Consider the following 26166-nt stretch of genomic DNA (forward strand, 5'->3'; position numbering starts at 1 on the left):
AAAGTGAGTTTCGAAGAATGAATGACAATATCGTACTCGACGCAGCGGGGTTCGCGTTCGGCGTCCGGGTGTACCGCGCGCCGGAGCCCTGCGGCGCTGCCCTGGTCTGGCTGCACGGCGGCGCGTTCATGTTCGGCGACCTGGACATGCCGGAGGCCGACGCTGTCGCGCGAAGCCTCGCCGGCCGGGGCATCAGCGTCGTCTCCGTCGACTACACGCTCGCCTCGCTGGAGGGCGCGGTCGGCCTCCCCGGTCCCGAGGAGTTCGAGGGGCTGGACGAGGTCGGCGGGCTGCCCGACCCCGGCGAGGCGTTCCGGGTCCGCGACGACCCGCGCGCGCCGTTCCCCGTTGCGTCCCTCCAGACCGTGGCTGCGTTCGACTGGGCGGTGGCCCAGGCTGCCGAGCTCGGCGCCGACCCGATGCGGATCGCGCTGGGCGGGGCGAGCGCGGGCGGAAACCTCGCCGCGGGCGCGGCCCTGCGCCTGCGCGACCGCGGCGCGGTGACGCCGAGCGCTCTGCTCCTGGCCTACCCCGTGCTGCACGCGCAACTCCCGCCCGCCGACGCGTCGCTGCTGGCCGCCCTGGAGGGCATCCCGGTGGCGCTGACCTTCCCGCCCGAGTCCGTGGCCGCCATCAACGCCAACTATCTGGCCGGCGCGGATGCGGGCGATCCGTACGCGTTCCCGGCCGGTGGCCGGCTGCATGGCCTCCCGCCGACGCTGCTGCTCACGGCCGAGCGCGACCGCCTGCGGAGCTCGGCGGAGGCCTTCGCCGCCCAGCTCATCGACGCGGGCGTCGACGCCGCCGTGACCCGGGCTCCCGGCGCGCTGCACGGCTTCCTCAACGAGCCGGCGAGTCCCGCGTCGGCGCGGGCCGTCGACCGCATGGTCGCCGCGGTCGCTTGACATCCCGGGTCGCGGCGACGTACATTCATCCAACGAAAGTGACTTTCACAAGATGAAGTCCCGTCCACCCGGACGTTGCCGACACGAAGAAGTGAGGAGGCCGACATGACGATCCAGACCAGCGCCGCGGAGGCGCCTGCGCGCACCCCCGACTGGCTCGGGCTCGACGGTGCCCGCGTGATCATCGCCGGAGCCGGCGGAATCGGGACCACCTGCGCGTTGCGCTTCCTCGACGCCGGGGCGCGCGTGATCGTCGTGGACCGCGACGAGCGCCGCCTCGCCGAGCTCGCCGGCGACCCGGCCTTCGGCGGTCGCGGCGGCCGCACCCTCGCCGCCGACCTGACCGCGCACGGTGCCGCGGCCGGCGTCGTCGCCGACGCGGTCGAGACCCTCGGCGGACTCGACATCGTGCTGCACAGCGTCGGGATCAACGACCGCCGCCCGCTGCTCGACTTCAGCGACGACGAGTGGCAGCGCATCATCGACGTCAACCTGACGACGCTGTTCGCGCTCGGCCAGGCAGCGGGGCGCTGGATGACGGAGCAGGGCCACGGCCGCATCGTCGCGCTCTCCAGCGTCTCCGGCCTGCTGGCGCACGAGAACCACGGGCCGTACGCCGCCTCCAAGGGCGGCATCAACCAGCTCATCCGGGTGATGGCACGGGAGTGGGCGAAGGACGGCGTGACCGTCAACGCCGTCGCGCCCGGTTACGTCGAGACGCCGCTCACGAGCGGCCACCTCGCCGAGGGCGGCAACCGGGAGAAGCTCGAGCTCCAGGTCCCGGCGGGCCGGCTCGGCACTCCCGACGAGATCGCCGGTCCCGTGCTCTTCCTCGCCTCCCGCCAGGCCGGCTTCATCACCGGCCACGTGCTCTACATCGACGGCGGCCGCACGCTCGTCTGAGCCGGCGCCCACGGAAAGGACATCGCATGAACGCACAGATCTTCCCCCGCTTCGCCGGGCAGACCGTCCTGGTCACCGGCGCCGGCACCGGCTTCGGCGCCGAGATCGCCGTCCGGGCCGCCCAGGAGGGCGCGCGCGTCGGCGTGCACTACAACCGGTCTGAGGCCGGCGCGTGGAAGACCGCCGAGCGCATCGAGGCCCTCGGTGGCGAAGTCTTCGTCGTCCAGGCCGACATCTCCGACTGGGAGGAGGTCAAGCGACTGCGCGACGAGGTGTTCGAGGCGGTCGGCACGCTCGACGTGCTCGTCAACAACGTCGGCGACGTCGCCACCGACCTGATGTCGTGGCGCGACCTCACCCCGGAGACGCTCGACCGGGTCGTCGACGTGGACGTCAAGGGGACGCTCACGATGGTCCACGAGTTCGGCGGCCGCATGGTCGAGCAAGGCCACGGCGCCATCGTCAACATCGGCTCGACGGTCATCGTGCGCGGCAGCGCCCGCGCCCCGGTGTACGCCGCAGGGAAGTACGCCCTCCTGGGCATCACCAAGTCCTATGCGGCCGCGCTCGCGCCCGCGGTGCGGGTGAACATCTTCGCGCCCGGCTTCATGGAGACGGAGGCGACGCTCGCCCGCCCGGACTGGCAGGGCGGCCGCCGCGAGAAGCTCATCTCGCAGACCCCGCTCGGCACCATCCCGGCCCCGGAGGTCGTGGCCGGGACCGCGCTCTTCCTCGCCAGCGACGACGCGTCCCACATCACGGGCGCGTACATGCTCGCCGACGGCGGCTTCAACATGGTCGGCGCCTGACCCGCCGGCACTCCCTTCAGAGATAAGGAACAGTTCCCATGAAGCTCATCACCTTCGACGAGGGGCGGGTCGGCCGCATCGACGGCGACGACGTCGTCGAGCTCGACATCCCCTCCACCAAGGCGTTCTTCGAGGCCGAGGGCCGCGTCGGCGAGACCGGCGCGGTCCTCCCGCTGGCGGACGTGCGGCTGCGCGCGCCCATCGTCCCCAAGAAGTTCTTCCACACCGCCGGCAACTTCGCCGCGCACCACGAGGAGCTGCAGAAGGTCAACTGGTCGCACCCGGTGCACAAGGGCATCGTGTTCTTCCAGAACGTGGACGCGATCATCGGCCCGGACGACCCGATCGTCTACCCGGAGCACCTCACCTCGGAGCTGGACTACGAGCTGGAGCTCGCCGTCGTCCTCGGCAAGCCGGGCAAGTTCTTCAGCCCGGAGGAGGCCTGGGACCACATCGCCGGCTTCACCGTGTTCAACGACATCACCGCGCGCGACATCCAGCGCCGCGAGATGAAGTCCGGCGTCTTCTCGTTCAGCAAGGGCATCGACACCTTCTGCCCGATCGGCCCGTGGATCGTCACCAAGGACGAGATCGACGACCCGCAGAAGCTCGCGATGGAGCTGCGCGTCAACGGGGAGGTCCGCCAGCGCGGCAACACCGATCAGATGCTGGTCACCCTGCCGCACCTGGTCGCCTACCACTCGCCGCAGATCTTCAGCGCGGGCGACCTCATCACGACGGGCACCATCTCCGGGGTGGCGGCCATCCAGCAGAACCCGTTCGACTTCTACCTGCGCCCCGGCGACGTGGTGGAGGCCGAGATCCAGGGCGTCGGGACACTGCGCAACCCGGTCGTGAGCTGGCAGGACGCCCACGGCGTGCCCGCGCCGGCGAAGGTCGACTGGTGAGGCTGGCGAATCTCGACGGGCGGTCGACGGTCGTCCACGCCGACGGAACGGCGACGGACGTCGCGACGGCGTCGGAAGGGCGGTTCGGGCCGGACCCGATGGCGGCCTTCTCCGAGTGGGAGGCCTTCCGGTCGTGGGCGTCGACGCTCGACGGGGTGGGCCCGGTCGCCGTCGACCCGGCCCGTCTCGGCCCACCCGTGCCGCGCCCTCCCCAGGTCTTCGCGATCGGCGTCAACTACCGCGAGCACGCCGACGAGGCCGGCTACCCGCCGGACAGCCTCCCGGTGACGTTCACCAAGTTCCCGAGCAGCCTCACCGGCGCGGACGCGACCGTCGAGCTGCCGGACGGCGACGTCGACTGGGAGGTCGAGCTGGTGGTCGCGATCGGCGTCGGCGGCCACCGCATCCCGCGCGACGAGGCCTGGCCGCGCATCGCCGGCGTCACCGTCGGCCAGGACCTGTCCGAGCGCGCCGCGCAGCTGGAAGGCACCCGGCCGCAGTTCTCCCTGGCGAAGTCGCACCCCGGGTTCTCGCCGACGGGACCGTGGCTGGTGACGCCCGACGAGCTCGCCGACCCGGCCGACCTCGCCATCTCGTGCGCACTCGACGGCGAGGTGCTGCAGGACTCCCGCACCTCCCGGATGATCTACGACCTCCCGGAGCTCGTCGCCCGGCTGTCCGCCGTGGTGACCCTGCTGCCCGGCGACCTGATCTTCACCGGCACGCCCTCGGGCATCGGCAACGCACGGACCCCGAAGCGCTTCCTGCGCGCGGGGGAGACCCTCGTCTCGACCATCGAGGGCGTCGGCAGCATCACTACACGATTCACGGAACGGAGCAACGCATGAGCGCGGACACCACGGACTTCCCCGACGGCTTCCTGTGGGGGGTCGCCACCGCCGGGCACCAGGTCGAGGGCAACAACGTCAACAGCGACGTCTGGTTCCTCGAGCACCTGCCCGGCACCATCTTCGCCGAGCCCTCCGGCGACGCGATCGACCACTACCACCGCTACCGCGACGACATCCGGCTGATCGCCGAGCTCGGCTTCGGCGCGTACCGCTTCTCGCTGGAGTGGGCGCGCATCGAGCCGGAGGAGGGCCGGTTCTCGACAGCCGAGCTCGACCACTACCGGCGGATGCTGGAGGCGTGCCGCGAGCACGGGCTCGCCACCGTCGTGACCTTCAACCACTTCGTCAGCCCGCGCTGGCTGCTCGCCGCCGGCGGCTGGGAGGACGCGGAGACGCCCGCCCGGTTCGCCCGGTACTGCGAGCGCGTCATGGCGCACCTCGGCGACCTGATCGACGTCGCATGCACGCTCAACGAGCCGAACCTGCCTTGGCTGCTGCGCTCCCTCGGGTTCGGCGGCGAGGAGCCGGAGCAGCGCGCGGCCGTCCCGCTCTGGGCGGCGGCGGCCGAGCGGCTGGGCATCGAGCCGTCGCGCGTCGCGCCCTCCCAGTTCACGGTCTCGGACGCCGGCTTCGACGTGAAGCTCGCCGCGCACCGGCTCGGCCGGGACGCGATCCGGGCGGCCAAGCCCGGCATCCCGGTCGGCTGGACGCTCGCGAACTCCGACATCCAGGCCGTCCCCGGGGGCGAGGAACGCGCCGACCGGGTGCGCCGCGAGGTGAACGAGCGCTTCCTGGAGGCCTCCCGCGGCGACGACTTCGTCGGCATCCAGACCTACGGGCGCACGGTGTTCGACGCGGACGGGCAGGCCCCCGCGCCGGCCGCCGCGATCGTCAACCACATGGGCGAGGAGATCTACCCGCAGGCGCTGGAGGCCACCATCTGGCAGGCGGCCGCGATCGCGGGCATCCCGGTCTACGTGACGGAGAACGGCCTCGCGACCGACGACGACGCGCTGCGGATCGAGTACCTGCGCGCCGCCATCGCCGGTGTCCGCGCCTGCCTCGCCGACGGGATCGATGTGCGCGGCTACATCGCCTGGACGGCGTTCGACAACTTCGAGTGGGTCTTCGGCTACGGGCCCAAGTTCGGGCTGATCGCGGTCGACCGCGCGACCCAGGAGCGCACGCCGAAGCCGAGTGCGCACTGGCTCGGGGAGGTCGCCCGCACGGGCGGCGCCGCGGCCGAAGAAGGGGCGCAACACGCCGTTCCGGCGCCTGCGTAGCGGCGAGTCGTGACCCCGCAGGGCCGCTAGGCGGCGGACGCCGAGAGGTCGACGGGACCTGCGGCCACCAGGATGGTGGGCGCCAGGCGCTCGAGGCTGCTCTTGGTCAACGCCACGAGGTCGATGCCGCCGCGCGAGAGCACCCACTGCAGCTGGAGGCCGTCCGCGAGGGCGATGCACTCGCGCGCGACCCCGCGGTAGTCGACGTCGGCGCGCAGGTGGCCGGCCTCCACCGACGCCAGGAACAGCGCCTCCAGCTCGCCGATCACGCGCTCGTAACGTGCCGCATACAGCTCGTGCGCGGGCGAGCCGGGGTCGGCGGCCTCCGCCGAGAGGAGCACGAACAGCTCCATGAGTCCGGGCTGGGACTGGAACATGCCGGAGAGCTGGAGCATCAACCGCAGCGGCCCGAGCCCGTCGGTGTCGGCCGGCGCCGTGAGCGCCAGCTCCGCCGCGAGGTCGAAGCGGCGTTCGGCGACGGCGAGGAGCAGGTGCTGCTTGGACGGGAAGTGGTGCATCAGCCCCCGGGGTGGTCAGCCCGACGTCCTGGGCGATGCGGGCGAGCGACGTGCCGGAGTAGCCGGACTGCGCGAAGCGCTCGGTGGCGATGTCGAGGATCTGCTCGCGCCGGGCCCGTCCGACGGCGTAGCTGCCGCGCTTAGGCGCTGTGGTTCCGGTCTCCGATGCCATGCGTTCACGGTACTGGAAGGGTCGCAGAATGAAAACCTTGTGCATAAGGTTTTCGTCGCCTAGACTCGCAGCACCCCGCACCCGACGGGCGAGACGAGCTGCGAAGGAGCCGCTGTGGACCAGGGACGTTGCCGCGACCTCCGGGTGGAGTACCTCCACGAACCCACCGGAGTCGGCACCGCGCGCCCGCGCTTCGGCTGGATCGCCGAGCACGAGCAGAGCGCCTACCGTCTGATCGTCGCCGCTGCCGATGGACGCACCGTGTGGGACTCCGGGCGGGTCGCGAGCGCCGAGACCTCCCTGATCGAGTACGCGGGCGAGCCGCTGGCCTCCGACGCCGCCTTCACGTGGAGCGTGCAGAGCTGGGGAGCCGCAGACGCCGACCCCCTGGCCGCCGCCTCCCGGTTCGAGACCGCCGTGCTCGACCCGTCCACCTGGACGGCGTCCTGGATCACCCCGCAGCAGCGGCCGACCGCGATCGAGCGCTGGACCCTCCTCGACTGGATCCGCGGTGCGCAGCCCGAGGGCGCACCGACGGAGCGGCTGCGCCCGGTGCAGCTCCTGCGCCGGCGCTTCACGGCAGGCGACGACATTGTGCGAGCACGCCTGCACGCCACCGCGCGCGGCGTCTACCTCGCGTACCTCAACGGCGCCGTCGTCGGCGACGAGGTGCTCGCGCCGGGCTCCGACTCCTACCGGCGCCGGATCGCGGTGCAGGCTTACGACGTCACCAACCTCATCCGCGCGGGGGAGAACGTGCTCGCGGTCGCCCTCGCGGACGGCTGGTGGGCCGGCCGGATCGGGATCACGGGCTCCAGCGCGCAGTACGGCGACACGACCTCCGTGTTCTGGCAGCTCCATCTCGACCACGCCGACGGCACCCGCACCGTCGTGGGCAGCGACGGCGACGCGGTGAGCGCGACGGGGCCGTGGGTGTACGCCGACCTGTTCGTCGGCGAGCGGTACGACCGGCGCCTGCTCGACCCGGGCTGGACCCGGGTCGACTTCGACGACGCGGCCTGGCTGCCGGTGGAGGCCGTGCCGGGCAACACCGCCGCGCTCGTGCCGTTCACCGGAGAGCCGGTGCGCCGCGTGCGGACGCTGGCGGCGGCCTCCCTCGTACCCGACCCGGACGGGGACGGCTGGATCGTCGACTTCGGCCAGGTGATCGCCGGGCGCGTGCGGCTGACCGTCCGCGGTCTCGCGGCCGGCGACGAGGTCGTCGTCGAGCACACCGAGGCGCTCGCCGCCGACGGCTCCTGGTTCGTCAACATCCTCGGCATCAACACCGAGCAGACCGACGTGTACGTGGCGGCGGGGCCGGAGGAGGACACCTGGGAGCCGTCGTTCACCTTCCACGGCTTCCGTTACGCCCGCCTGACCGGGCTCCGCGATGCGCCGCGCGCGGAGGACGTCGTCGCGGTCGTGCTGTCGAGCGACCTGGAGCAGACCGGGTCGTTCCTAAGCTCCGACGCGCGGTTGAACCGCCTCCACGAGAACGTCGTCTGGAGCCAGCGCGGCAACTTCGTCTCTATCCCCACCGACTGCCCGCAGCGCGAGCGCGCCGGGTGGACCGGCGACATCCAGGTCTTCGCGCCGGCGGCGACGAACAACGCGCTGGTTGCGCCGTTCCTCGACCGCTGGCTGCGGAACCTCCGCGCCGACCAGCGGGCCGACGGACGAGTGCCGATCGTGTCGCCGCGCTCGCCCTTCGACGACGAGGCCGCCGCCTCCGCCCAGGGGATCGGCGCGATCGTCGCGGCCGCAGGCTGGGGCGATGCGATCGCGTTCGTGCCGTGGGCGCTGTACGAGCGCTACGGCGACGTGCGGGTGCTGGAGGAGAGCTTCCCGGCGATCCTGGCCTGGATCGACCACCAGGCCACGGACGAGTACGCCGACGGCGACCACTTCGGCGACTGGCTGGCGCCGAGCACGCTGGAGGGGAGGCCGTTCCACGAGGCGATCGGCGTCGCGCCGGCCCTCACCGGCCGGCTGGTCGCGCCGATGTTCCGGGCGCAGACGCTGACCGTCGCGGCGGGCATCGCACAGGTGCTCGGCCGGGCGTCGGACGCAGTGCGTCTCGGCGAGCGCGCCGCCGAGGTCCGCGACGCCTTCGCTGCCGAGCACGTCGCAGCCGACGGCTCGCTGCCGGTAGAGCTGCAGGGCGTCTACACGCTCGCGCTCGCGTTCGGGATGGTGCCGGAGGACCGCATCCCGTCCGCCGCCGCGCGCCTCGCCCGGCTGGTGACGGAGCGCGGTGACCGGCTCGACACCGGCTTCCTCTCGGTGCCCTATCTGCTGGACGTGCTGTGGGACCACGGCTACCCGGAGCTCGCGCGCCGCGTGCTGTGGCAGCCCGCGCAGCCGTCATGGCTGTATGAGGTCGACCACGGCGCCACGACCATCTGGGAGAACTGGGACGCCGTCGCGCCCGACGGCACGACGCGCCCGACCTCCCTCAACCACTACGCGTTCGGCTGCGTCGACGACTGGCTGTACCGCCGCGTGGCGGGCCTGCGATCCACCGCGCCGGGCTGGCGCCACGCGGTCGTCGAGCCCGACCTCGACGCGGGCGTCGACGAGGTGGCGGCGCACGTGACGACCCCGTACGGCCGGCTGTCCGTGCACTGGCAGCGCTCGGGCGACGACGCCCGGATCACGGTGGAGGTGCCGCACGGCCTCGCCGCCGAGCTCGTCGTCGGAGGGCGCCGCCTCCCGCTCCCGCCCGGCGCCACCGAGCACACCCTCCCCCTCCCCGCCCCACTCGACGCCGAAGGGCACGTAAACGCCCTCATTCCGCGCGTTTAGGGGCGCTTACGTGCCCCTCGACCACCACCCGATACCCGAACCCCGACGAAGGAGTCGTCCCATGACCGCATCGCTCGAATCGACGGCAGCGCCGGTGGCGGGAGTCCGCACCGGACCCCGCCGCGGCTTCCTCTTCTTCCTGGGCGCCGCCGTCGCCACCGTCAACGGCGCCCTGCTCGCGACCGCCGTCCTGACGCTCTCGCTGAAGGCCGCGCAGCTCGACCCGAAGAACGCCACGACGGTCCTCTCGGTCGTGATCGGCATCGGCAGCGTCGTGGCGCTCATCGCCTACCCGCTGATCGGTCGGCTCAGCGACCGCACGCTCTCGCGCTTCGGCCGCCGCCGACCGTACCTCGTGCTCGGCGCGATCCTCCTCGCCGCGGGCGCCCTGCTCACCGTGGCGGCCTCCAGCACAGCGCTGCTCACGCTCGCGTACGTCGTCACGATGGTCGGCGCCGTCTGTGCGCTCGTCGCGTGCAGCGCGATCGTGCCGGACCAGGTCGAGCCCTCCCGCCGGGGCACTCCGTCCGCCATCGTCGGCCTCGGCGCGCCTATCGGCGCGGTGCTCGGCATCTTCCTGGCGCAGACCGTCCAGCCGAACCTGGCCGCGATGATTCTCCTCCCGGCCGGCGTCGCCGTCGTCTTCACCCTGGTGCTCGCGGTGTTCGTCTCGGACCGCCCGCTCGCGCGCGAGGAGCGCCCCGCGTTCGCGCTGCGGGAGTTCTTCCAGACGTTCTGGGTGAACCCGGCGAAGAGCCCCGCGTTCGCCTGGGCCTGGTGGAGCCGGCTCCTCATCTTCTTCGGCGTCGCCGCCGTCAACGCCTACCAGGCCTTCTACCTGATCCTCGTGCAGCACGTGAACCCGGCGACCGTGGGCACCTCCCTGTTCGTCGCCTCCCTCGTCGGCACCGGCGTCTCGCTCGTGTTCGCGCCGCTGATGGGCAAGCTGTCGGACAAGGTCGGCCGCCGGAAGCCGTTCGTCATCGCCGCCGCGCTGATCTTCGGGGTCGGCCTCGCGCTGGTCGCGTTCGCGCCGAGCTTCCCGACCTTCCTGATCGCCATCGCGGTGATCGGACTCGGCCAGGGCGTCTACTTCGCGGTGGACTTCGCGCTCGTCACCCAGGTGCTGCCTGACCCGGAGAACCCGGCGAAGGACCTCGGCATCATGAACCTGGCCAGCAGCCTCCCGTCCTCCATCGTCCCCGCGATCGCCCCGGCGCTGCTCGCGCTCGGCGCCTCGGCCGCGCTGCCGCAGAACTTCGGCGCGCTGTTCCTGGCCGGCGCGATCGCGGCGCTGCTGGGCGCGGCGGCCATCCTGCCGATCCGCGGCGTCAAGTGAGCACGGGCGGAACGCCGACCCGGTCGTCCGCGGCCACCGAGGCCGCGCCGGAGTTCCGCCTGCCGTTCTGACGTCGGTGCTGCGGATCCCCACGCCGCGCGGCATGATGGGCGCATGAATGTGCGTCCTCCCGCCGTGGTCGTGCGCGGCCTCCGCAAGTCGTACGGCTCCTTCGAGGCCCTGCGCGGCGTCGACTTCGAGATCGCCGACGGCGAGACGTTCGCGCTGCTCGGGCCGAACGGCGCCGGGAAGAGCACGACCATCGAGATCCTGGAGGGCTACCGGGACCGGTCGGGCGGCGAGGCGAGCGTGCTCGGGGCCGACCCCGGCAAGGCCGGCACCGCGTGGAAGGCGCGGCTCGGGATCGTGCTGCAGTCCGGCGCCGAGGCCGCGAACGTGACCGTGCGCGAGCAGCTCACGCAGTTCGCCCGCTACTACCCGCACAGCCGCGACGTCGAGGAGGTCATCGCTGCCGTCGGGCTGGAGGAGAAGGCGAAGGTCCGCATCCGCAACCTGTCCGGAGGCCAGCGCCGGCGGCTGGATGTCGCGCTCGGCGTGATCGGGCGGCCCGAGCTGCTCTTCCTCGACGAGCCGACGACCGGATTCGACCCGGAGGCCCGGCGGCAGTTCTGGGAGCTGGTGCGCACGCTGAAACGGGAGGGCACCACCATCCTCCTCACCACCCACTACCTGGACGAGGCCGCGCAGCTCAGCGACCGGGCCGCCGTGATCGCGCACGGCGCGCTGCTCGACATCGGCGCGGTGGACGCGATCGGCGGGGCGGCCGCGAAAGTCCCGATCGTCCGCTGGCGGGACTCCACCGGTGCGCCGCACGAGGAGCGCACCGACGCGCCGGGCGCGCTGGTCGCCCGGCTCGCCGCCGAGGCCGGCGGGGAGCCCCGCGACCTGGAGGTCATCCGCCCCAGCCTGGAGGACATCTACCTCGCGCTGGTGCGGGAGGCGGACGAGCGGGCCGGCGCGGCCTCCGGCCAGGAGGTGGCCGCATGACCTCGGTCGCGCTGGGCTGGTCCCGGATCCGCTACGAGGTGGTCGTGTACTTCCGCCAGGCGGACACCATCTTCTTCACCTTCCTGTTCCCGGTGGTCATGCTCGGGATCTTCTCCGTCGCGTTCCAGGGCCTCGGCAAGGTCGGCGCCGCGCCGGACGGCAGCGGCGGCATCTCGCAGGCCGCCTACTACCTGCCCGGGATGATCGCCGCGGGCATCCTCCTCAGCGGCGTTCAGAACCTCGCCGTCGACATCGCCGTGGAGAAGAGCGACGGGACGCTGAAGCGCCTGGGCGGCACTCCGCTCCCCGTGGTCTCCTACTTCCTCGGCAAGATGGGCCAGGTCATCGCGACCAGCATCCTCCAGATCGGGCTGCTGCTGTTCGTCGCCCGGGTGCTGTTCGGGGTGGCGCTGCCGACCGACCCGGAGGCCTGGCTGCGCTTCGCCTGGATCTACCTGCTCGGCATCGTCACGTCCGCCGTCCTGGGCATCGCGCTCTCCGCGGTGCCGCGCACGGGCAAGAGCGCGACGGCGGTCATCATCCCGATCGTGCTGGTGCTGCAGTTCATCTCCGGCGTCTACCTGGCCTTCAACCTGCTGCCGACCTGGCTGCAGAACATCGCCAGCCTGTTCCCGGTCAAGTGGATCGCGCAGGGCATGCGGAGCGTGTTCCTCCCGGCGAGCTTCGAGGCCGCCGAGCCGAGCGGGAGCTGGCAGCTCGGCTGGATCGCGGTGGTGCTGCTGATCTGGCTGGTGGCGGGGCTGATCGCGTGCCGGCTGTCCTTCCGGTGGATCCGGAAGGACGGTCAGTGACGCGGTCTCACGCGATCGGCGTGTCCGGGTCGTGCCCCCACTCCGCCCACGACCCGTCGTACACGCGTGCGTTCGCGTGCCCGATCAGGTACCGGAGCGCGAACCAGTCCGCCGAGCCGCGGTTGCCGATCGTGCAGTAGGTGATCACGTCCGTGCCGGGGTCGATCGCGGCGAACATGCCCGCCAGGGTGTCGCGGTCGCGGAACCGGCCGCGCTCGTCGAACACGCCGGCCGCGTCCACGTTCACCGCCGACGGGATGCGGCCCGCGCGGCCTCCCGGCTCCGGTGTCCCGGACGGCCAGAAGCGCTCGCCGGTGTACTCCGAGGCGCTCCGGGCGTCCACGATCGTGGTGCCCGGGCGGCCGATCGCCGCGCGCACGTCGGCGGCGGTGGCCCGGATCGTGTCGTCCGGAGCGGGCAGCGGATAGCCGGAGGGCGCTACGTCCGGCGTCTCGGTCGTCCACGGCAGGCCGGCCTCCTGCCAGACCGCGCGTGAGGTGTCGAGGATGCGCACGTCCGCGTGCCGGTACAGCTTCATCAGCCAGAACCCGAGCGACGGGGCGTAGCCGTAGAAGACGACGGTCGCGTCCGGCGTGATGCCGGAACGTTCGAAGAGGGCGCGGATCGCATCGTCCGCGACGGGCCGGTAGTCCGGGCCTTTGAGGTCGGCGTACGGGTTCCAGAGCACTGCGCCGGGGAGGTGGCCCGACGTGTAGGCGGTGGCGTTCACGTCGACCTCGACGACGCGGACGCCGGGGTCCGCGAGGTGGGATTCGAGCCAGTCCGGCCCGACGAGGGGCGCGTCCGTGACGCGCAGGTCCCGGGCGTCGGCCCGGGTGGTGGTGGAGCTCATGGTGGCCTCCTTGCGGCTCACTCCAACTGGATCCAGCCGAGCAGGTCCTCCCGCGCGACTGCCTGGAAGAGGGCAGGATGGTCGGACCTCATGTGGGCGCTGATGTCGTCGACGACCTCCGCGTCCGTCTCGCCGCGGGCGATGTAGCCGCATTCGCACCGGATGATCCTGGTCATCTCGTCCTCCCTCATAGTTCTACGCAGGGCCCGTTGGCAGAATGTTGGCATGACGTTGGCGTCCGGTGGGGTCCGGGTTCAGCTCTGCGGGACACTGCACCTCGAAGTGGCCGCTGAGCGGCTGGAGGACGGCCTCCCCGGCCGCCAGGGACGGCTGCTGTTCGCGTACCTCGTGCTCAACCGGCACCGCCCGTGCACCCGCGACGAACTCGCCGAGGCGGTCTGGCCGGGCGCGGTCGCCGTCCACGGCGCCGGACTGAACCCGCTGGTGTCGAAGCTGAGGCGGCTGCTCGGCGCGGACGCGCTGGAGGGCCGGTCGGCGCTGCGGCTGGAGCTGGGCGAGGACGCCCACGTCGACGTCGAGTGGGCGGAGCAGGCCGTCCACCGCGCCGAGTCGCAGGTCGCCCTCGGGCACTGGGCGGCGGCCTGGGGTCCCGCGATCGGAGCGATGCTGGTGGCCCAGCGCGAGTTCCTGCCCGGCGAGGACACCGGCTGGATCGACGAGGAGCGTCGCGTGCTCGCCGACATCCTCGTGCGCGCGCTGGACGCGTACGCGGTCGCGAGCCTGGAGATGGGCGGCACCGAGCTCCCCGCTGCCGTGCGCGCGGGGCGCCGCCTGGTGTCGGTCGCACCGCTGCGCGAGACCGGATACCAGGTGCTCATGCGGGCGCTCCAGCGGCAGGGCGATGTCGGGGCGGCCGTCGCGGTGTACGGCGAGCTGCGCGCGCTGCTGCGCGACGAGCTCGGCGTCTCCCCGAGCCCCGCCACGCAGCACCTCTACACCTCGCTGCTCGCCGACCCGTGACCGCCGAAGGGCACGTAAACGCCCCTAAAACACGGTTTTAGGGGCGTTTAGGTGCCCCTCGATGTCAGGCGACCCCTTTGGCGAGCATGCTTTCGGCGGCAGCGACCACGGCCTGCTGCCAGGGGCGCGGCTCGAAACCGAGCACGCGCCGCGCCTTCTCGGTCGAGACCTTCTTGCGGTACCCGAGTTCGGCCGCCATCGGCCGCATCCCCGGGTTCGCCTCGGCTGCGGCGCGCACGGCGGCATCGGGAAGCAGCGCCGTCGCCGGAGGCACCCGGCTCGCGCGCTCGCCGAGCTCGTCCCGCAGCACCCCTCCGACCTCCGCGAGCGGCACCGCGTCCTCCTGGGACGCGAGCAGGAAGCGCTCGCCCGCCGCGCCCACCGCGCTGATCGCCGCGACGTGCGCTGCGGCGACATCCCGCACGTCCACGAACGGGACGGCGAAGTCCGGATACGCCGGCAGCTCGCCCGTGAGCACGCGTCGCACTATGTGGTTCGCGCCCGAGAGGCCCGTGCCGATCAGCGGGCCGACGACCGCGACCGGGAGCATCGTGACCAGCTCGGTGGAGCCGCCGTCGAGCAGCTCCCACGCCGCGCGCTCGGCGAGCACCTTGCTGCGCCCGTAGGCGTCCATCCCCGGGCCGTCGAGCGGCGACCAGTCGGCCTCCGTGAACGCGCGGTCGAGAGGCGGATGGCCGAACCCGACCGCATGGAAGGCAGAGGTGAGCACGACCCGCGGCACCCCCGCGTCCCTGGCGGCGCGCAGCACCCGCAGCGTTCCCTCCCGCGCCGGCACGATCACGTCGTCCTCGTCGTCGACCGGCCCGAGGTGGACGGGGGAGGCGACGTGCAGCACCGCGTCGGCGCCGTCGACCGCCTCGGCCCAGCCGGTGTCGTCCAGGAGGTCGGCCGCCACGAAGTGCAGCGCGTCACCGTTCGCCATCCCCGCCTCGGCCAGTTCGGCGCGCGCGGCGTCCTCGCGGTCGAGCGAGCGGATGGTGGCGCGGACCTCGTGACCGCTGCCCAGGAGTTGCAGGATGATGTGCCCGGCGATGAAGCCGGAGCCGCCGGTGACGAGGATGCGCTGGTCTGCCATGCTCGGTCCTTTCGGTTGGTCGGGTGCTGACCTTTCGATGGTTCCCCCGCCCGCCGGAGACATCCAGCCCCCTGCGCACACTGGTAGTGCGAGGGACACCCTGCCCCGCCCGTCTCCGCGTAGCGTGGACCGCATGAACGTCGAGCCCGAGGGGCCGGGCAATCTGCTGGGGGAGTTCCTGCGCGCCCGCCGGGAGCTGGTCTCGCCCGAGAGCCTCGGCATCCCCGTGCTCGGCACGCGCCGGGTGGCCGGCCTCCGCCGCGAGGAGGTCGCGATGCTGTCCGGCATCAGCGCCGAGTACTACCTCCGGCTGGAGCAGGGCCGCGACCGCAACCCGTCGGGGCAGGTACTGCGCTCGATTGCGCGCGTGCTCCAGCTCGACGGGGAGGCCACCGCGTACCTGCTCGCGTTGCCGGACAGCGACCGGGCGCCCCGCCGCCCGCGCCGCCCGCGGGCCGAGACGCTTCCGGAGAGCCTGGCCGCACTCGTGCCGCAGCTTCCGTTCCCGGCGTTCGTGGAGGGCCGCTACCTCGACGTGCTCGCCGCCAACACCCTCGCCTCCGCGCTCTCGCCGCGGTTGGTGCCCGGCCGCAACCGGATGCGCGACGTGTTCCTCGACCCGGCCGAGCAGGCGCTCTTCCCCGACTGGGAGGCCGCCTCGGCCGTGCTGATCGCGGGCTTCCGGCGCTCGGTCGGCGCCGACGCCGACGACGCGCGCGTGGTCGAGCTGGTCGGCGAGCTGTCGATCGCGAGCCCGGTGTTCCGGAGGCTGTGGAGCCGGCACGACGTGCGCGAGCGCCAGGGCGCGACCTTCGCGTTCCAGCATCCCGAGGTCGGGCCGCTCGCGGTGCACCGCGAGAAGCTGCAGGTCACCGGCACCGACGGGATCATGCTCGTGCTCTACCACGCCGCCACCGAGGCCGACGCGGAGAAGCTGCGGGCTGCTTGCCGCGCTGGCCGACACAGCGGAGGAGGCCGCGGCCGAGCGATCGAGCTTGTAAGGTGGAGTGATCCACGGGGGACTCGCCTATCGGGGCGACTTGTCTGGTTCGATTTCCAGAGTCCTCCACCACAGTGTCCGCGCGCCCAGGGGTCTGGAGCTCTCGGGGTCTGGCGCTCTCGCGCCGAAAGCGCTGAGATGGACCATGACGAACCTGACCCTGATCCAGCGCTCGCCGGATCCGGAGGACGTCGGCGCCTCCCGTGACCGGCGGCCCACCCTGGCCGAGCGGTTCCGGGCGATGGGACGCAGCCGCATCGGTGCGCTCCTCCTGCTGCTCGCGACGCTCATCGCCATCGTCTGGGCGAACATCTCCTTCACCGGCTACGAGCACTTCTGGGAGACCCACCTCACGCTCGGGCTGGGCGACCTCCACCTCGACTTCACCCTTCACGCGCTGGTCAACGACGCGCTCATGGCGATCTTCTTCTTCACGGTGGGGCTGGAGGTGCGGCGCGAGTTCGCGATCGGCGAGCTGACGAGCTGGTCGCGTGCCGTCGTCCCCGTCGTCGCGGCGATCTTCGGGCTGGCCGTCCCCGCGGTCATCTTCGTGCTGTTCGCGATGGGGACAGGGCACGCCAACGCGTGGGGCGTCGTGATCTCGACCGACACGGCGTTCCTGGTCGGCGGCCTGGCGCTGATCGGTCCTCGCGCGGTCGGCCGGCTGCGGGTGTTCTTGCTCGCGCTCGCCGTGGTGGACGACATCGGCGCGCTGAGCATCATCGCGCTGGTCTACACCAAGGACTTCAACCCCGTTCCGCTGATCGTCGCGGCGGTCGGCTTGGCCGGCGTGTACTTCACCCGCTACCTGCGCGGCGGGCGTGGACCGGTCTACGGCACGCTCGCCGTGATCGTCTGGCTGGCGTTCCTCGCCTCCGGCGTGCACCCGACGCTGGCCGGCGTCGCGATCGCGCTGCTGATCCCGGTGTACCGGCCCAACCGCCGCGACGTGGAGCACGCGCTCGACCTGGCGAGGACGTTCCGGCAGTCTCCGAACACCGAGTACGCCCGGGCGGCGGCGAACAGCCTCCGGGAGTCCATCTCGATCAACGAGCGACTGCAGTCGGCGTGGTCGCCGTACGTCGCGTACGTGGTGCTCCCGCTGTTCGCGCTCGCCAACGCGGGAGTGCGGCTGAGCGGCGACATCCTGGTCGGCGCCGTGGTCTCGCCGTTGGCGTGGGGCATCGTCGCCGGGCTCGTGGTCGGCAAGTTCGTCGGCGTGTTCGGCTCGACCGTGCTGCTGCGGGCGTTGCGCATCGGAGAGTTCGGCCCGGGCCTCACCGTGGATCGGCTGGCCGGCGGCGCCGCACTGTGCGGGATCGGCTTCACCATCTCGCTGTTCATCGTGGACCTCGCCATCCCGGAGGAGGCCGCCCAGAACGCGGCCAGGGTCGGGGTCCTTGCGGCGACCGTGATCGCGTTCGTCGTCGCGACGATCGTGTTCCGCCTCTCGGACGCGCGCCGGCCCAAGGAGGAGATGGGGCTCACGCTCGTGCGCCCGGTCGACCCGAAGCGCGACCACATCTTCGGCGACCTGAACGCACCCTTCACGATCGTGGAATACGGGGACTTCCAGTGCGGCTTCTGCCTCAAGGCGACCGGATCGGTGGAGGAGGTGCGCCGGGAGCTCGGCGACAACCTCCGCTACGTCTGGCGGCACGCCCCGCTGACGCGGTTCCATCCCAACGCGCTCGCCGCGGCCGAGGCGTCGGAAGCCGCCGCCCGGCAGGGAAAGTTCTTCCCGTTCGAGCGCAGCCTGTTCGCCGACCAGGAGCACCAGCTCCCGTCGGACATCATGCGTCGAGCCGAGGAGCTCGGTCTCGACCTGCCGCGCTTCGAGGCCGACCTGGGGTCGCCCGAGGTCACGGCGCGCGTCAGGGACGACATGCTCGACGCGGAGGCGATGGACATCACCGCCGTGCCGACGTTCTACATCAACGGGCCGCCGCCACGTCGGCCCGTACGACGCGCAGTCGCTCATCCGGGCGTTGCAGGCGAGCGTCGCGGCGCCCTGATGGATCAGGCCACCTGCGCGCCCGGCACGGCGAGCTCCCCGGTCAGGTACTGCGACCTCCCGAAGCCGAACGACCAGTCCTCCGGGCCGTTCTCGACATAGCCGATGAAGACGTCCTCCCCGGCCACGTCGACCTCCCCGAGGCGGCGGGAGATCTCGGCGAACAGGCTCTGCTTGGCCTTAGTCGAGCGGCCGCGCTGCGTGAAGATCTGGATGACGACCACGCCGTCGCTGCGCTCGAAGCCGAGCCCGGCGTCCTCAGCGATGATCGACCCGGCCGGGCGCTCGGTGACGATCTGGAACCGGTCGCGCCGGGGGATGCGGTACTCGCTCACGATGGCGTCGTGGACGGCGTCGGCGATGGCGCGGACGGCGGCGGCCGGACGCCCCTCCTGGAGTTCGATGCGGACGAGGGGCATGGGGTCCTCCGATGGTCTCGAGAGAAGGGATCGTCTCGATTGTGCAGATTGATAGTTTGTCCTGTCAAATGATACGCTTCTGACAAGCACCACAGCACGACCCCGACGAAGGAGTTCCACGACATGACCCAGCATGGGGAGCCGTTCGACCTGATCACCATCGGGCGCATCGGTGTCGACCTCTACCCCCTGCAAGACGGGGTGGGGCTGGAGGACGTCGAGACCTTCGGCAAGTTCCTCGGCGGCAGCGCGACCAATGTGTCGATCGCCGCCGCTCGGCACGGTCTCCGCTCGGCGGTGGTCACCGCCACCGGCGACGACCCGTTCGGCCGCTACGCCCACCGCGAGCTGCGCCGGCTGGGAGTCGACGACCGGTTCGTCGGCACGGTCGACACCCTCAAGACGCCGGTGACCTTCTGCGAGATCTTCCCGCCCGACGACTTCCCGCTGTACTTCTACCGCGACCCGCTCGCGCCCGACCTCGCCATCACGGCGAAGGACCTCGACCTCGACGCGATCAGCCGGGCGCGCATCTACTGGTCGACCGTGACCGGCCTGTCCCGCGACCCGAGCCGCACCGCGCACCACGTGGCGTGGGAGGCGCGGGGCCGTCGGCCGCTCACCATCCTCGACCTCGACTACCGGTCGATGTTCTGGCCGAGCGGGGCGGCGGCCACGGCCGAAGTGGAGCGCGCGCTCGGCCACGTCACGGTCGCGGTCGGAAACCGCGAGGAGTGCGAGATCGCGGTGGGCGAGACCGAGCCGCTGCGCGCGGCAGACGCCCTCCTCGAGCGCGGCGTCGAGCTGGCCGTCGTCAAGCAGGGCCCGCGCGGCGTCCTTGCCAAGACGCGCGAGGAGACCGTGGAGGTGCCTCCCTACCTCGTGGAGGTCGTCAACGGCCTCGGCGCCGGCGACGGCTTCGGCGGCGCGCTCTGCTACGGCCTGCTGCAGGACTGGTCGCTCGAGCGGGTCATCCGCTTCGCCAACATCGCCGGAGCCATCGTCGCCACGCGCCGCGAGTGCTCCACCGCCATGCCGACGACCGCCGAGGTCGAGTCGGTGCTGAAGGAGCTCCAGAATGTCCCCAGCTGACCTGATCGCCGGCCCCGTTCCGATCATCGACGCGGCCGCCTTCGAACGCCTCCGCTCCCGCCGGCACACCAGCCCCGACGATGTCGCGACCGTGCTCGCCTCCCGCACCCGGCGCCCGCTGGTCCGCGACGACGGCCGCCTGTTCATCGTCGCGGCCGACCATCCGGCCCGGGGCGCGCTCGGCGTCGGCGACGACCCGATCGCGATGGCCGACCGTTACGACCTCCTGCAGCGGCTCGCGCTCGCGCTGTCCCGGCCGGGGGTGGACGGTGTGCTCGGCACCCCCGACATCATCGAAGACCTGGCGCTGCTCGGCGCCCTCGACGACAAGATCGTCGTCGGCTCGATGAACCGCGGCGGCCTCCGCGGCGCCGTCTTCGAGATGGACGACCGCTACACCGGTTACGACGTCGACGCGATGGTGCACGACGGCGTGGATGCGGCCAAGCTGCTCGTCCGCGTCAACCTGGAGGACGCAGGCACGGCGCGCACGCTGGAGGCGACGGCGAAGGCCGTCACCGCGGCCGCCCGGGCGCGGCTCCCGATCCTCCTCGAGCCGTTCATGAGCCGCTGGAGCGACGGCCGCGTCGTCAACGACCTCACGGCGGACGCGGTCATCCACTCGGTGGCCATCGCCTCCGGCCTGGGCGCCTCGTCGGCGTACACCTGGCTGAAGCTCCCGGTCGTGCCCGAGATGGAGCGCGTCATGGCCGCGACCACGCTCCCCACGCTCCTGCTCGGTGGCGACACCGACGTCGCGCCTGAGAAGACCTTCGCGTCGTGGGAGGCCGCGTTGACGCTCCCGGGTGTGCACGGCCTCGTCGTCGGGCGCACCCTCCTCTACCCGAAGGACGGGGACGTCGGCCGCGCCGTCGACATCGCCGCCTCCCTCGTCCACGGCCGCTGATCCGGCCGCTCACCCGCACGTAGCACCTCGAAGGAACAACACCATGACCAGCACCGACACCACCACCGCCCGCGTCGCCGCGGGCGAGCTGCCGACGATCCCGCACTGGATCGACGGCGCCGAGCGGCCCTCCACGAGCGGGCGCACCGCTCCGGTCTTCAACCCGGCCCTCGGCGTCGCGACGGCGAACGTCGCCCTCGCCGATCAGGCCGAGATCGACGAGGCGATCGCCTCGGCGCAGCGCGGCTTCGAGGTGTGGGGCCAGTTCTCGATCGCCAAGCGGCAGACGGTGCTCTTCGCGTTCCGGGAGCTGCTGAACGCGCGCAAGGGCGAGCTGGCCGCGATCATCACGGCCGAGCACGGCAAGGTGCTCTCCGACGCGATGGGCGAGATCCTGCGCGGCCAGGAGGTCGTGGAGCTGGCGACCGGGTTCCCGCACCTGATCAAGGGCGCCTACTCCGAGAACGCGTCGACCGGCATCGACGTGTACTCGCTGAAGCAGCCGCTCGGCGTGGTGGGTGTCATCTCGCCGTTCAACTTCCCGGCGATGGTGCCGATGTGGTTCTTCCCCGTCGCCATCGCGGCCGGCAACGCCGTCGTGCTCAAGCCGAGCGAGAAGGACCCGTCGGCGGCGCTGTGGCTCGCTCGGCTCTGGAAGGAGGCCGGCCTCCCGGACGGCGTCTTCACCGTGCTCCAAGGCGACAAGCTCGCCGTCGACGGCCTCCTGAACAGCCCGGTCGTCCAGTCCATCTCGTTCGTCGGCTCTACCCCGATCGCGCAGTACATCTACGAGACGGCGTCGAAGAACGGCAAGCGCGTCCAAGCGCTCGGCGGCGCGAAGAACCACATGCTGGTGCTGCCCGACGCCGACCTCGACCTGGTGGCCGACCAGGCGGTCAACGCCGGATACGGCGCGGCGGGCGAGCGCTGCATGGCCGTCTCGGTCGTGCTGGCGGTCGAGCCGGTCGCCGACGAGCTGATCGCGAAGATCACGGAGCGCATCGGCAGGCTGCGCATCGGCAACGGCGCGGGCGACGGCCAGGGCGAGCCGGACATGGGGCCGCTGATCACCGGGGTGCACCGCGACAAGGTGTCCGGCTACGTCGACATCGCCGAGGCCGACGGCGCGGACATCGTGGTCGACGGCCGCGGCTTCACCGTCGAGGGCCACGAGGACGGCTTCTTCTTCGGCCCGACCCTCATCGACAACATCCCGATCAGCTCCGCCGCCTACCGCGAGGAGATCTTCGGGCCGGTGCTGTCCGTCGTGCGCGTGCAGACCTTCCAGGAGGGTCTCGACCTCATCAACTCCGGTCAGTTCGGCAACGGCACCGCGATCTTCACCAACGACGGCGGCGCCGCCCGGCGGTTCCAGAACGAGGTGCAGGTCGGCATGATCGGCATCAACGTCCCCATCCCGGTCCCGGTCGCCTACCACTCGTTCGGCGGCTGGAAGGCCTCCCTGTTCGGCGACGCCAAGGCGTACGGCGTGCACGGCTTCGACTTCTTCACCCGCGAGAAGGCGATCACCAGCCGCTGGCTCGACCCGGCGACGCACGGCGGCATCAACCTCGGCTTCCCGCAGAACACCTGAGGATCGGGGACGTGGCAGAGCACAACGAATGGTTCTTCCCGCGCGGAGCGCTGAGCGACCGCTGGTGGGAGTCCGTGGTCGACGACTCCCTCGACGGCTGGCAGCACACCGGGCTCCGGGTCGCAGAGCTCGCCGGCAACGCGGTCGAGCTGGAGGCCGGCGACGTCGAGCGCATCGTCGTCCCGCTCGCCGGTGCCTTCGCGGTGGAGCACGAGGGGACGACGACCCACCTGGCCGGCCGGTCCAGTGTCTTCGACGGGCCGACGGACGTGGTCTACATCGGAGCGGGAAACGGCCTGAAGGTCACCGGCTTCGGCCGGGTGGCCGTAGCGGAGGCCCCGACACGTGTGCGCAAGCCGTCGGTCTACATCGCGAAGGATGCGGTGCCCGTCGAGCTGCGCGGCGCCGGCCGGGACAGCCGTCAAGTGCACAACTTCGGCACTCCGGGAGCCGTGGATGCCGCCGCGCTGATCGTCTGCGAGGTCATCACGCCGGCCGGCAACTGGTCGTCGCATCCCGCGCACAAGCACGACGAGGACGTGCCGGGCCACGAGTCCCGGCTCGAGGAGATCTACTACTTCGAGTCGGCTCCCGTGCGCGGCGCGAACGCCCCGGCGACGGCCGACGCCTTCGGGAGTTTCGCCACCTACCGCTCGGCCGCCGGCGACATCGAGACCAACGCGCTCGTCCGCACCGGCGACATCGCCCTGGTGCCGTTCGGCTACCACGGCCCGGCGGTCGCGGCCCCGGAGTACGACCTCTACTACCTCAACGTCATGGCTGGGCCGGGGGAGGAGCGGGCGTGGCTGATCAGCGACGATCCGCGCCAGGCCTGGCTGCGCGACACCTGGACCGCCCAGGACACCGACCCTCGCCTTCCCTACGTCTCGACCACGCAAGGAGCCGCGCAATGATGACCAACACGGCGACGACCCGCAGGATGACGGTGGCCCAGGCGCTCGTCGAGTTCCTCGCCAACCAGTGGACCGTCGACGGCGACGTGCGCGAGCGCACCATCCCCGGGATGCTCGGCATCTTCGGGCACGGCAACGTCGCCGGCGTCGGCCAGGCGCTCAAGCAGGCGAACGTGCAGGACCCGAACCTGATGCCGTACTACCAGGCGCGCAACGAGCAGGCGATGGTCCACCAGGCGGTGGGCTACGCCCGCATCCACCGCCGCCGGGCCACGCTCGCCTCGACCGCCTCGGTCGGCCCGGGCGCCGCCAACATGATCACCGGCGCCGCCCTCGCGACGGCCAACCGCCTCCCGGCGTTGCTCCTGCCGTCCGACACGTTCGCGACACGCGTCGCCGACCCGGTGCTGCAGCAGCTGGAGCACCCGCACGACCTCGGCATCCAGGTGACCGACGCGTTCCGCCCGGTGTCACGCTTCTTCGATCGCGTCCAGCGACCCGAGCAGCTCTTCTCGATCGCGCTCGCGGCGATGCGGGTGCTGACCGACCCGGCCGAGACCGGCGCGGTGACCATCGCGCTGCCGGAGGATGTGCAGGCCGAGGCGCTCGACGTCCCGGCGGAGTTCCTCGCCCCCCGCGAGTGGCACGTCCGCCGTCCGGTCCCGGAGGGCTGGGCGCTGCAGGCAGCCGTCGACGCGATCCGCAGCGCGCAGCGTCCCGTGATCGTCGCGGGCGGCGGCGTGCTGTACTCGGGCGCGGAGGACGCGCTGCGCGCGTTCGTGGAGGCCACCGGCATCCCGGTCGGCACCACGCAGGCCGGCGGCGGCTCGCTGAGCTGGGACCACCCGCAGTACCTCGGCGGCGTCGGCGCGACCGGCACCACCGCCGCCAACCGGGTCACGGCGCAGGCCGACCTCGTCCTCGGCGTCGGGACCCGCTACAGCGACTTCACCACCGCCAGCCGCACGGTCTTCCAGAACCCGGACGTGCGGTTCGTGAACCTCAACGTCGCGCCGTTCGACGCCTACAAGCACGGCTCGCAGCTCCCTCTGATCGCCGACGCGCGGGAGGCGCTCACGGCGCTGACCGCGGCCCTCGACGGGTACACCGTGCACCCCGGCTACGCGACGTGGATCGCCGAGGAGAAGACGGAGTGGGACGCCGTGGCCGACGAGGCACTCGCTCCCACGGCTCTCGACGGCGAATCCTCGCTCATCGGTCAGCCGCAGATCATCGGCGCCGTCCAGCGCGCCTCCGGCCCGCGCGACGTCGTGGTGCAGGCGGCGGGCTCCCTCCCCGGCGACCTCCACAAGCTGTGGCGCGTCCGCGACCCGCTCGGCTATCACGTCGAATATGCGTTCTCGTGCATGGGCTACGAGATCGCCGGCGGGATGGGCGTCAAACGCGGGCTCGACGCCGCCGACGATGACCGCGACGTCATCGTCCTCGTCGGCGACGGCTCCTATCTGATGCTGCACACCGAGCTTGCAACGGCCGTCGCCGAGGGCATCAAGATCGTCGTCGTGCTCATCCAGAACCACGGCTACGCCTCCATCGGCCACCTCTCCGAGACGGTCGGCTCGCAGCGCTACGGCACCCGCTACCGGTATCGCGACGAGGCCGAGCTGAACTTCGAGCGCGGCGACTTCCTGCCCGTCGACCTCGCCGCCAACGCGCGCAGCTTCGGCATCGACGTGATCGAGCTCGCGCCGGGTCCCGACGCCGCCGCGCGGCTCGAGGAGGCCGTCAGAGCGGCCAAGGCGTCCACGACCTCCACGCTGATCCACGTCGACTCGGACCCGTTCGTGTACGCGCCGGACGGCGAGGGCTGGTGGGACGTCCCAGTCGCGGAGACCTCCGAGCTGGAGAGCACGCAGACCGCCCGCACCGACTACCTCCGGCAGCGGAAGCAGCAGCGGCCCCTGCTCGGCTGAGCGCGCCGCGCCGAACCACCCCGACCACCTCGACCATCCCGACCACCACAGTCACCGAAGGACGACGATGACCGACACCGCCACCCACCACCGCCCGGCCGAGGCGCACACCTCCGGCCTCCGCATCGGCACCGCGCCCGACTCGTGGGGCGTATGGTTCCCGGAGGACCCGCGGCAGACCCCGTGGGACCGCTTCCTCGACGAGGTGCAGGCCGCCGGGTACCACTGGATCGAGCTCGGGCCGTACGGCTACCTCCCGACCGATCCGGCGCAGCTCCTGGACGAGCTCGCCAAGCGCGACCTGCGGATCAGCGGCGGCACGGTCTTCACCGGTTTCCACAAGGGCGCCGACCAGTGGGACCGCGCCCTCGAGCAGGTCGAGAAGGTCGCCGCACTCACCCGTGCGGTCGGCGGCGAGCACATCGTCGTCATCCCGGACCTCTGGCGGTCGGACGCCACCGGCGAGACGCTGGAGCCGCGCACGCTGACCGACGAGCAGTGGACGTCACTGGCCGCCGGGCACGACCGCCTCGGTCGTATGCTGCTCGAGGAATACGGGCTCCGCCAGCAGTTCCACTCGCACGCCGACTCCCACGTCGGCACGCAGCGCGAGGTCGAGCGCCTGCTCGCGGAGACCGATCCGCGCTACGTGAACCTCTGCCTCGACACCGGCCACTTCGCTTACTACGGCGGCGACAGCGTCACGCTGATCCAGGACCACCCCGAGCGCATCGGGTATCTGCACCTCAAGCAGATCGACCCCGAGTTCCGATTCGAGGTGCTCAAGAACGACATCGCGTTCGCGGACGCCGCGATCGACGTGATGGTCGAGCCGCCGGCGGGCATCCCGGACTTCGCGCCGATCATCGAGGCGGTCGCCGCCATCGACCCGGAGACCTTCGCGATCGTCGAGCAGGACATGCCCGGCATCGACATCGACGTCCCGCTCGGGATCGCCACCCGCACCCGGCAGCACATCTTCGGCTGCTCGCCGCTCACCCGCACCCGCTGACCACCGCTCGCTGACTCCCTCCGCCACGCACAGA

At 71.9% G+C, this 26166-nt stretch carries 24 protein-coding genes; 19 read left to right on the forward strand and 5 right to left on the reverse strand.

Translation table 11 applies throughout. The annotated features are described in order from the left end of the window. Positions 1-17 precede the first annotated feature (17 nt). The 6 genes from ABH923_RS13130 (at position 18) to ABH923_RS13155 (ending at position 5659) form a co-directional block, all read left to right on the forward strand. Positions 18-905 carry an alpha/beta hydrolase fold domain-containing protein gene (locus ABH923_RS13130; RefSeq protein ID WP_370055820.1) on the forward strand — a complete coding sequence of 296 codons (888 nt, stop codon included), beginning with the start codon at positions 18-20 and terminating at the stop codon, positions 903-905. Positions 906-1010: 105 nt separating this feature from the next. Continuing rightward, the gene (locus tag ABH923_RS13135) at positions 1011-1808 is read left to right on the forward strand and encodes an SDR family NAD(P)-dependent oxidoreductase (RefSeq protein WP_370055821.1); all 798 of its coding nucleotides are present in this window, start codon (positions 1011-1013) and stop codon (positions 1806-1808) included. Between the two features lie 26 nt (positions 1809-1834). After that, positions 1835-2617: an SDR family NAD(P)-dependent oxidoreductase gene (locus ABH923_RS13140; protein WP_370055823.1), complete on the forward strand. Its 783-nt coding sequence runs from the start codon at positions 1835-1837 to the stop codon at positions 2615-2617. Between the two features lie 38 nt (positions 2618-2655). Next, positions 2656-3525, forward strand: coding sequence for a fumarylacetoacetate hydrolase family protein (locus ABH923_RS13145; protein ID WP_345837299.1), 870 nt, complete (start codon positions 2656-2658; stop codon positions 3523-3525). Beyond that, positions 3522-4373 carry a fumarylacetoacetate hydrolase family protein gene (locus ABH923_RS13150; RefSeq protein WP_345837298.1) on the forward strand — a complete coding sequence of 284 codons (852 nt, stop codon included), beginning with the start codon at positions 3522-3524 and terminating at the stop codon, positions 4371-4373. The genes ABH923_RS13145 and ABH923_RS13150 overlap by 4 nt, the downstream gene beginning before the upstream one ends. After that, positions 4370-5659 carry a glycoside hydrolase family 1 protein gene (locus ABH923_RS13155; protein WP_370055824.1) on the forward strand — a complete coding sequence of 430 codons (1290 nt, stop codon included), beginning with the start codon at positions 4370-4372 and terminating at the stop codon, positions 5657-5659. Before ABH923_RS13150 ends, ABH923_RS13155 begins: the two co-directional genes overlap by 4 nt. Before the next feature lie 26 nt (positions 5660-5685). On the opposite strand, the gene ABH923_RS13160 is transcribed toward ABH923_RS13155, so the two are convergent. Further along, positions 5686-6177, reverse strand: coding sequence for a TetR/AcrR family transcriptional regulator (locus ABH923_RS13160; RefSeq protein ID WP_370055825.1), 492 nt, complete (start codon positions 6175-6177; stop codon positions 5686-5688). A 286-nt stretch (positions 6178-6463) separates the two neighbouring features. On the opposite strand from ABH923_RS13160, the gene ABH923_RS13165 reads away from it, so the two are divergent. From ABH923_RS13165 to ABH923_RS13180, 4 genes are all read left to right on the forward strand, one after another. Further along, a complete protein-coding gene (locus ABH923_RS13165; protein ID WP_370055827.1) occupies positions 6464-9157 on the forward strand; it encodes a family 78 glycoside hydrolase catalytic domain in 2694 nt (897 codons plus the stop codon). Between the two features lie 61 nt (positions 9158-9218). Continuing rightward, positions 9219-10496, forward strand: a complete 1278-nt coding sequence (locus ABH923_RS13170; RefSeq protein ID WP_370055828.1) for an MFS transporter — start codon at positions 9219-9221, stop codon at positions 10494-10496. A 114-nt stretch (positions 10497-10610) separates the two neighbouring features. After that, positions 10611-11504, forward strand: coding sequence for an ABC transporter ATP-binding protein (locus tag ABH923_RS13175; RefSeq protein WP_370055829.1), 894 nt, complete (start codon positions 10611-10613; stop codon positions 11502-11504). Then, a complete protein-coding gene (locus ABH923_RS13180; protein WP_370055830.1) occupies positions 11501-12316 on the forward strand; it encodes an ABC transporter permease in 816 nt (271 codons plus the stop codon). The genes ABH923_RS13175 and ABH923_RS13180 overlap by 4 nt, the downstream gene beginning before the upstream one ends. 7 nt (positions 12317-12323) lie before the next feature. On the opposite strand, the gene ABH923_RS13185 is transcribed toward ABH923_RS13180, so the two are convergent. Next, positions 12324-13169, reverse strand: a complete 846-nt coding sequence (locus ABH923_RS13185) for a sulfurtransferase (RefSeq protein ID WP_370055831.1) — start codon at positions 13167-13169, stop codon at positions 12324-12326. A gap of 17 nt (positions 13170-13186) precedes the next feature. Next, positions 13187-13345 (reverse strand): DUF1059 domain-containing protein, encoded by a 159-nt coding sequence (locus ABH923_RS13190; protein WP_185275210.1) that lies wholly within the window; start codon positions 13343-13345, stop codon positions 13187-13189. Positions 13346-13394: 49 nt separating this feature from the next. On the opposite strand from ABH923_RS13190, the gene ABH923_RS13195 reads away from it, so the two are divergent. Next, complete coding sequence (locus ABH923_RS13195) at positions 13395-14150, forward strand: BTAD domain-containing putative transcriptional regulator (RefSeq protein WP_370055833.1); 756 nt, start codon at positions 13395-13397, stop codon at positions 14148-14150. A 64-nt stretch (positions 14151-14214) separates the two neighbouring features. Here the strand turns inward: ABH923_RS13195 and ABH923_RS13200 are convergent, their stop codons facing one another. Further along, positions 14215-15246 carry an NAD-dependent epimerase/dehydratase family protein gene (locus ABH923_RS13200; RefSeq protein ID WP_370055834.1) on the reverse strand — a complete coding sequence of 344 codons (1032 nt, stop codon included), beginning with the start codon at positions 15244-15246 and terminating at the stop codon, positions 14215-14217. 133 nt (positions 15247-15379) lie between these two features. Between ABH923_RS13200 and ABH923_RS13205 the strand changes: the two genes are divergently transcribed. Continuing rightward, the gene (locus ABH923_RS13205; RefSeq protein WP_370055835.1) at positions 15380-16453 is read left to right on the forward strand and encodes a helix-turn-helix domain-containing protein; all 1074 of its coding nucleotides are present in this window, start codon (positions 15380-15382) and stop codon (positions 16451-16453) included. Further along, complete coding sequence (gene nhaA / locus ABH923_RS13210; protein ID WP_370055836.1) at positions 16392-18362, forward strand: Na+/H+ antiporter NhaA; 1971 nt, start codon at positions 16392-16394, stop codon at positions 18360-18362. The genes ABH923_RS13205 and nhaA overlap by 62 nt, the downstream gene beginning before the upstream one ends. Here the strand turns inward: nhaA and ABH923_RS13215 are convergent. Beyond that, positions 18266-18679, reverse strand: a complete 414-nt coding sequence (locus ABH923_RS13215) for a tautomerase family protein (RefSeq protein ID WP_370055837.1) — start codon at positions 18677-18679, stop codon at positions 18266-18268. The genes nhaA and ABH923_RS13215 overlap by 97 nt on opposite strands. A 123-nt stretch (positions 18680-18802) precedes the next feature. On the opposite strand from ABH923_RS13215, the gene iolC reads away from it, so the two are divergent. The 6 genes from iolC to ABH923_RS13245 all read left to right on the forward strand — a co-directional run bounded on the left by iolC (position 18803) and on the right by ABH923_RS13245 (position 26132). After that, positions 18803-19771: a 5-dehydro-2-deoxygluconokinase gene (iolC, locus tag ABH923_RS13220; protein WP_370055838.1), complete on the forward strand. Its 969-nt coding sequence runs from the start codon at positions 18803-18805 to the stop codon at positions 19769-19771. After that, complete coding sequence (locus ABH923_RS13225) at positions 19758-20678, forward strand: class I fructose-bisphosphate aldolase (protein ID WP_370055839.1); 921 nt, start codon at positions 19758-19760, stop codon at positions 20676-20678. Before iolC ends, ABH923_RS13225 begins: the two co-directional genes overlap by 14 nt. Positions 20679-20721: 43 nt before the next feature. Then, a complete protein-coding gene (locus ABH923_RS13230; RefSeq protein ID WP_370055840.1) occupies positions 20722-22272 on the forward strand; it encodes a CoA-acylating methylmalonate-semialdehyde dehydrogenase in 1551 nt (516 codons plus the stop codon). 11 nt (positions 22273-22283) lie between these two features. After that, positions 22284-23186 (forward strand): 5-deoxy-glucuronate isomerase, encoded by a 903-nt coding sequence (gene iolB, locus ABH923_RS13235; protein ID WP_370055842.1) that lies wholly within the window; start codon positions 22284-22286, stop codon positions 23184-23186. Then, entirely contained in the window at positions 23183-25120 is a 1938-nt protein-coding gene (gene iolD / locus ABH923_RS13240) for a 3D-(3,5/4)-trihydroxycyclohexane-1,2-dione acylhydrolase (decyclizing) (RefSeq protein WP_370055843.1), read from the forward strand. Before iolB ends, iolD begins: the two co-directional genes overlap by 4 nt. A 67-nt stretch (positions 25121-25187) precedes the next feature. Then, a complete protein-coding gene (locus ABH923_RS13245) occupies positions 25188-26132 on the forward strand; it encodes a sugar phosphate isomerase/epimerase family protein (protein ID WP_370055844.1) in 945 nt (314 codons plus the stop codon). The last annotated feature ends 34 nt before the right edge of the window (positions 26133-26166 follow it).

The sequence above is a fragment of the Leifsonia sp. EB41 genome (genome assembly GCF_041262565.1).
Classification (GTDB): Bacteria; Actinomycetota; Actinomycetes; order Actinomycetales; family Microbacteriaceae; genus Leifsonia.

Bases quoted from the DNA above. Each gene is read 5' to 3' on its own strand.
- ABH923_RS13145 (WP_345837299.1), top strand. From the start codon at position 2,656: ATGAAGCTCATCACCTTCGACGAGGGGCGGGTCGGCCGCATCGACGGC.
- ABH923_RS13245 (WP_370055844.1), top strand. From the start codon at position 25,188: ATGACCGACACCGCCACCCACCACCGCCCGGCCGAGGCGCACACCTCC.
- ABH923_RS13205 (WP_370055835.1), top strand. From the start codon at position 15,380: ATGAACGTCGAGCCCGAGGGGCCGGGCAATCTGCTGGGGGAGTTCCTG.
- ABH923_RS13215 (WP_370055837.1), bottom strand. From the start codon at position 18,679: ATGCCCCTCGTCCGCATCGAACTCCAGGAGGGGCGTCCGGCCGCCGCC.
- iolC (WP_370055838.1), top strand. From the start codon at position 18,803: ATGACCCAGCATGGGGAGCCGTTCGACCTGATCACCATCGGGCGCATC.
- ABH923_RS13185 (WP_370055831.1), bottom strand. From the start codon at position 13,169: ATGAGCTCCACCACCACCCGGGCCGACGCCCGGGACCTGCGCGTCACG.
- ABH923_RS13200 (WP_370055834.1), bottom strand. From the start codon at position 15,246: ATGGCAGACCAGCGCATCCTCGTCACCGGCGGCTCCGGCTTCATCGCC.
- ABH923_RS13155 (WP_370055824.1), top strand. From the start codon at position 4,370: ATGAGCGCGGACACCACGGACTTCCCCGACGGCTTCCTGTGGGGGGTC.
- ABH923_RS13160 (WP_370055825.1), bottom strand. From the start codon at position 6,177: ATGCACCACTTCCCGTCCAAGCAGCACCTGCTCCTCGCCGTCGCCGAA.
- ABH923_RS13170 (WP_370055828.1), top strand. From the start codon at position 9,219: ATGACCGCATCGCTCGAATCGACGGCAGCGCCGGTGGCGGGAGTCCGC.
- ABH923_RS13225 (WP_370055839.1), top strand. From the start codon at position 19,758: ATGTCCCCAGCTGACCTGATCGCCGGCCCCGTTCCGATCATCGACGCG.
- ABH923_RS13230 (WP_370055840.1), top strand. From the start codon at position 20,722: ATGACCAGCACCGACACCACCACCGCCCGCGTCGCCGCGGGCGAGCTG.
- ABH923_RS13195 (WP_370055833.1), top strand. From the start codon at position 13,395: ATGACGTTGGCGTCCGGTGGGGTCCGGGTTCAGCTCTGCGGGACACTG.
- ABH923_RS13130 (WP_370055820.1), top strand. From the start codon at position 18: ATGAATGACAATATCGTACTCGACGCAGCGGGGTTCGCGTTCGGCGTC.
- ABH923_RS13180 (WP_370055830.1), top strand. From the start codon at position 11,501: ATGACCTCGGTCGCGCTGGGCTGGTCCCGGATCCGCTACGAGGTGGTC.
- ABH923_RS13135 (WP_370055821.1), top strand. From the start codon at position 1,011: ATGACGATCCAGACCAGCGCCGCGGAGGCGCCTGCGCGCACCCCCGAC.
- iolD (WP_370055843.1), top strand. From the start codon at position 23,183: ATGATGACCAACACGGCGACGACCCGCAGGATGACGGTGGCCCAGGCG.
- ABH923_RS13140 (WP_370055823.1), top strand. From the start codon at position 1,835: ATGAACGCACAGATCTTCCCCCGCTTCGCCGGGCAGACCGTCCTGGTC.
- ABH923_RS13190 (WP_185275210.1), bottom strand. From the start codon at position 13,345: ATGACCAGGATCATCCGGTGCGAATGCGGCTACATCGCCCGCGGCGAG.
- ABH923_RS13175 (WP_370055829.1), top strand. From the start codon at position 10,611: ATGAATGTGCGTCCTCCCGCCGTGGTCGTGCGCGGCCTCCGCAAGTCG.
- nhaA (WP_370055836.1), top strand. From the start codon at position 16,392: ATGACGAACCTGACCCTGATCCAGCGCTCGCCGGATCCGGAGGACGTC.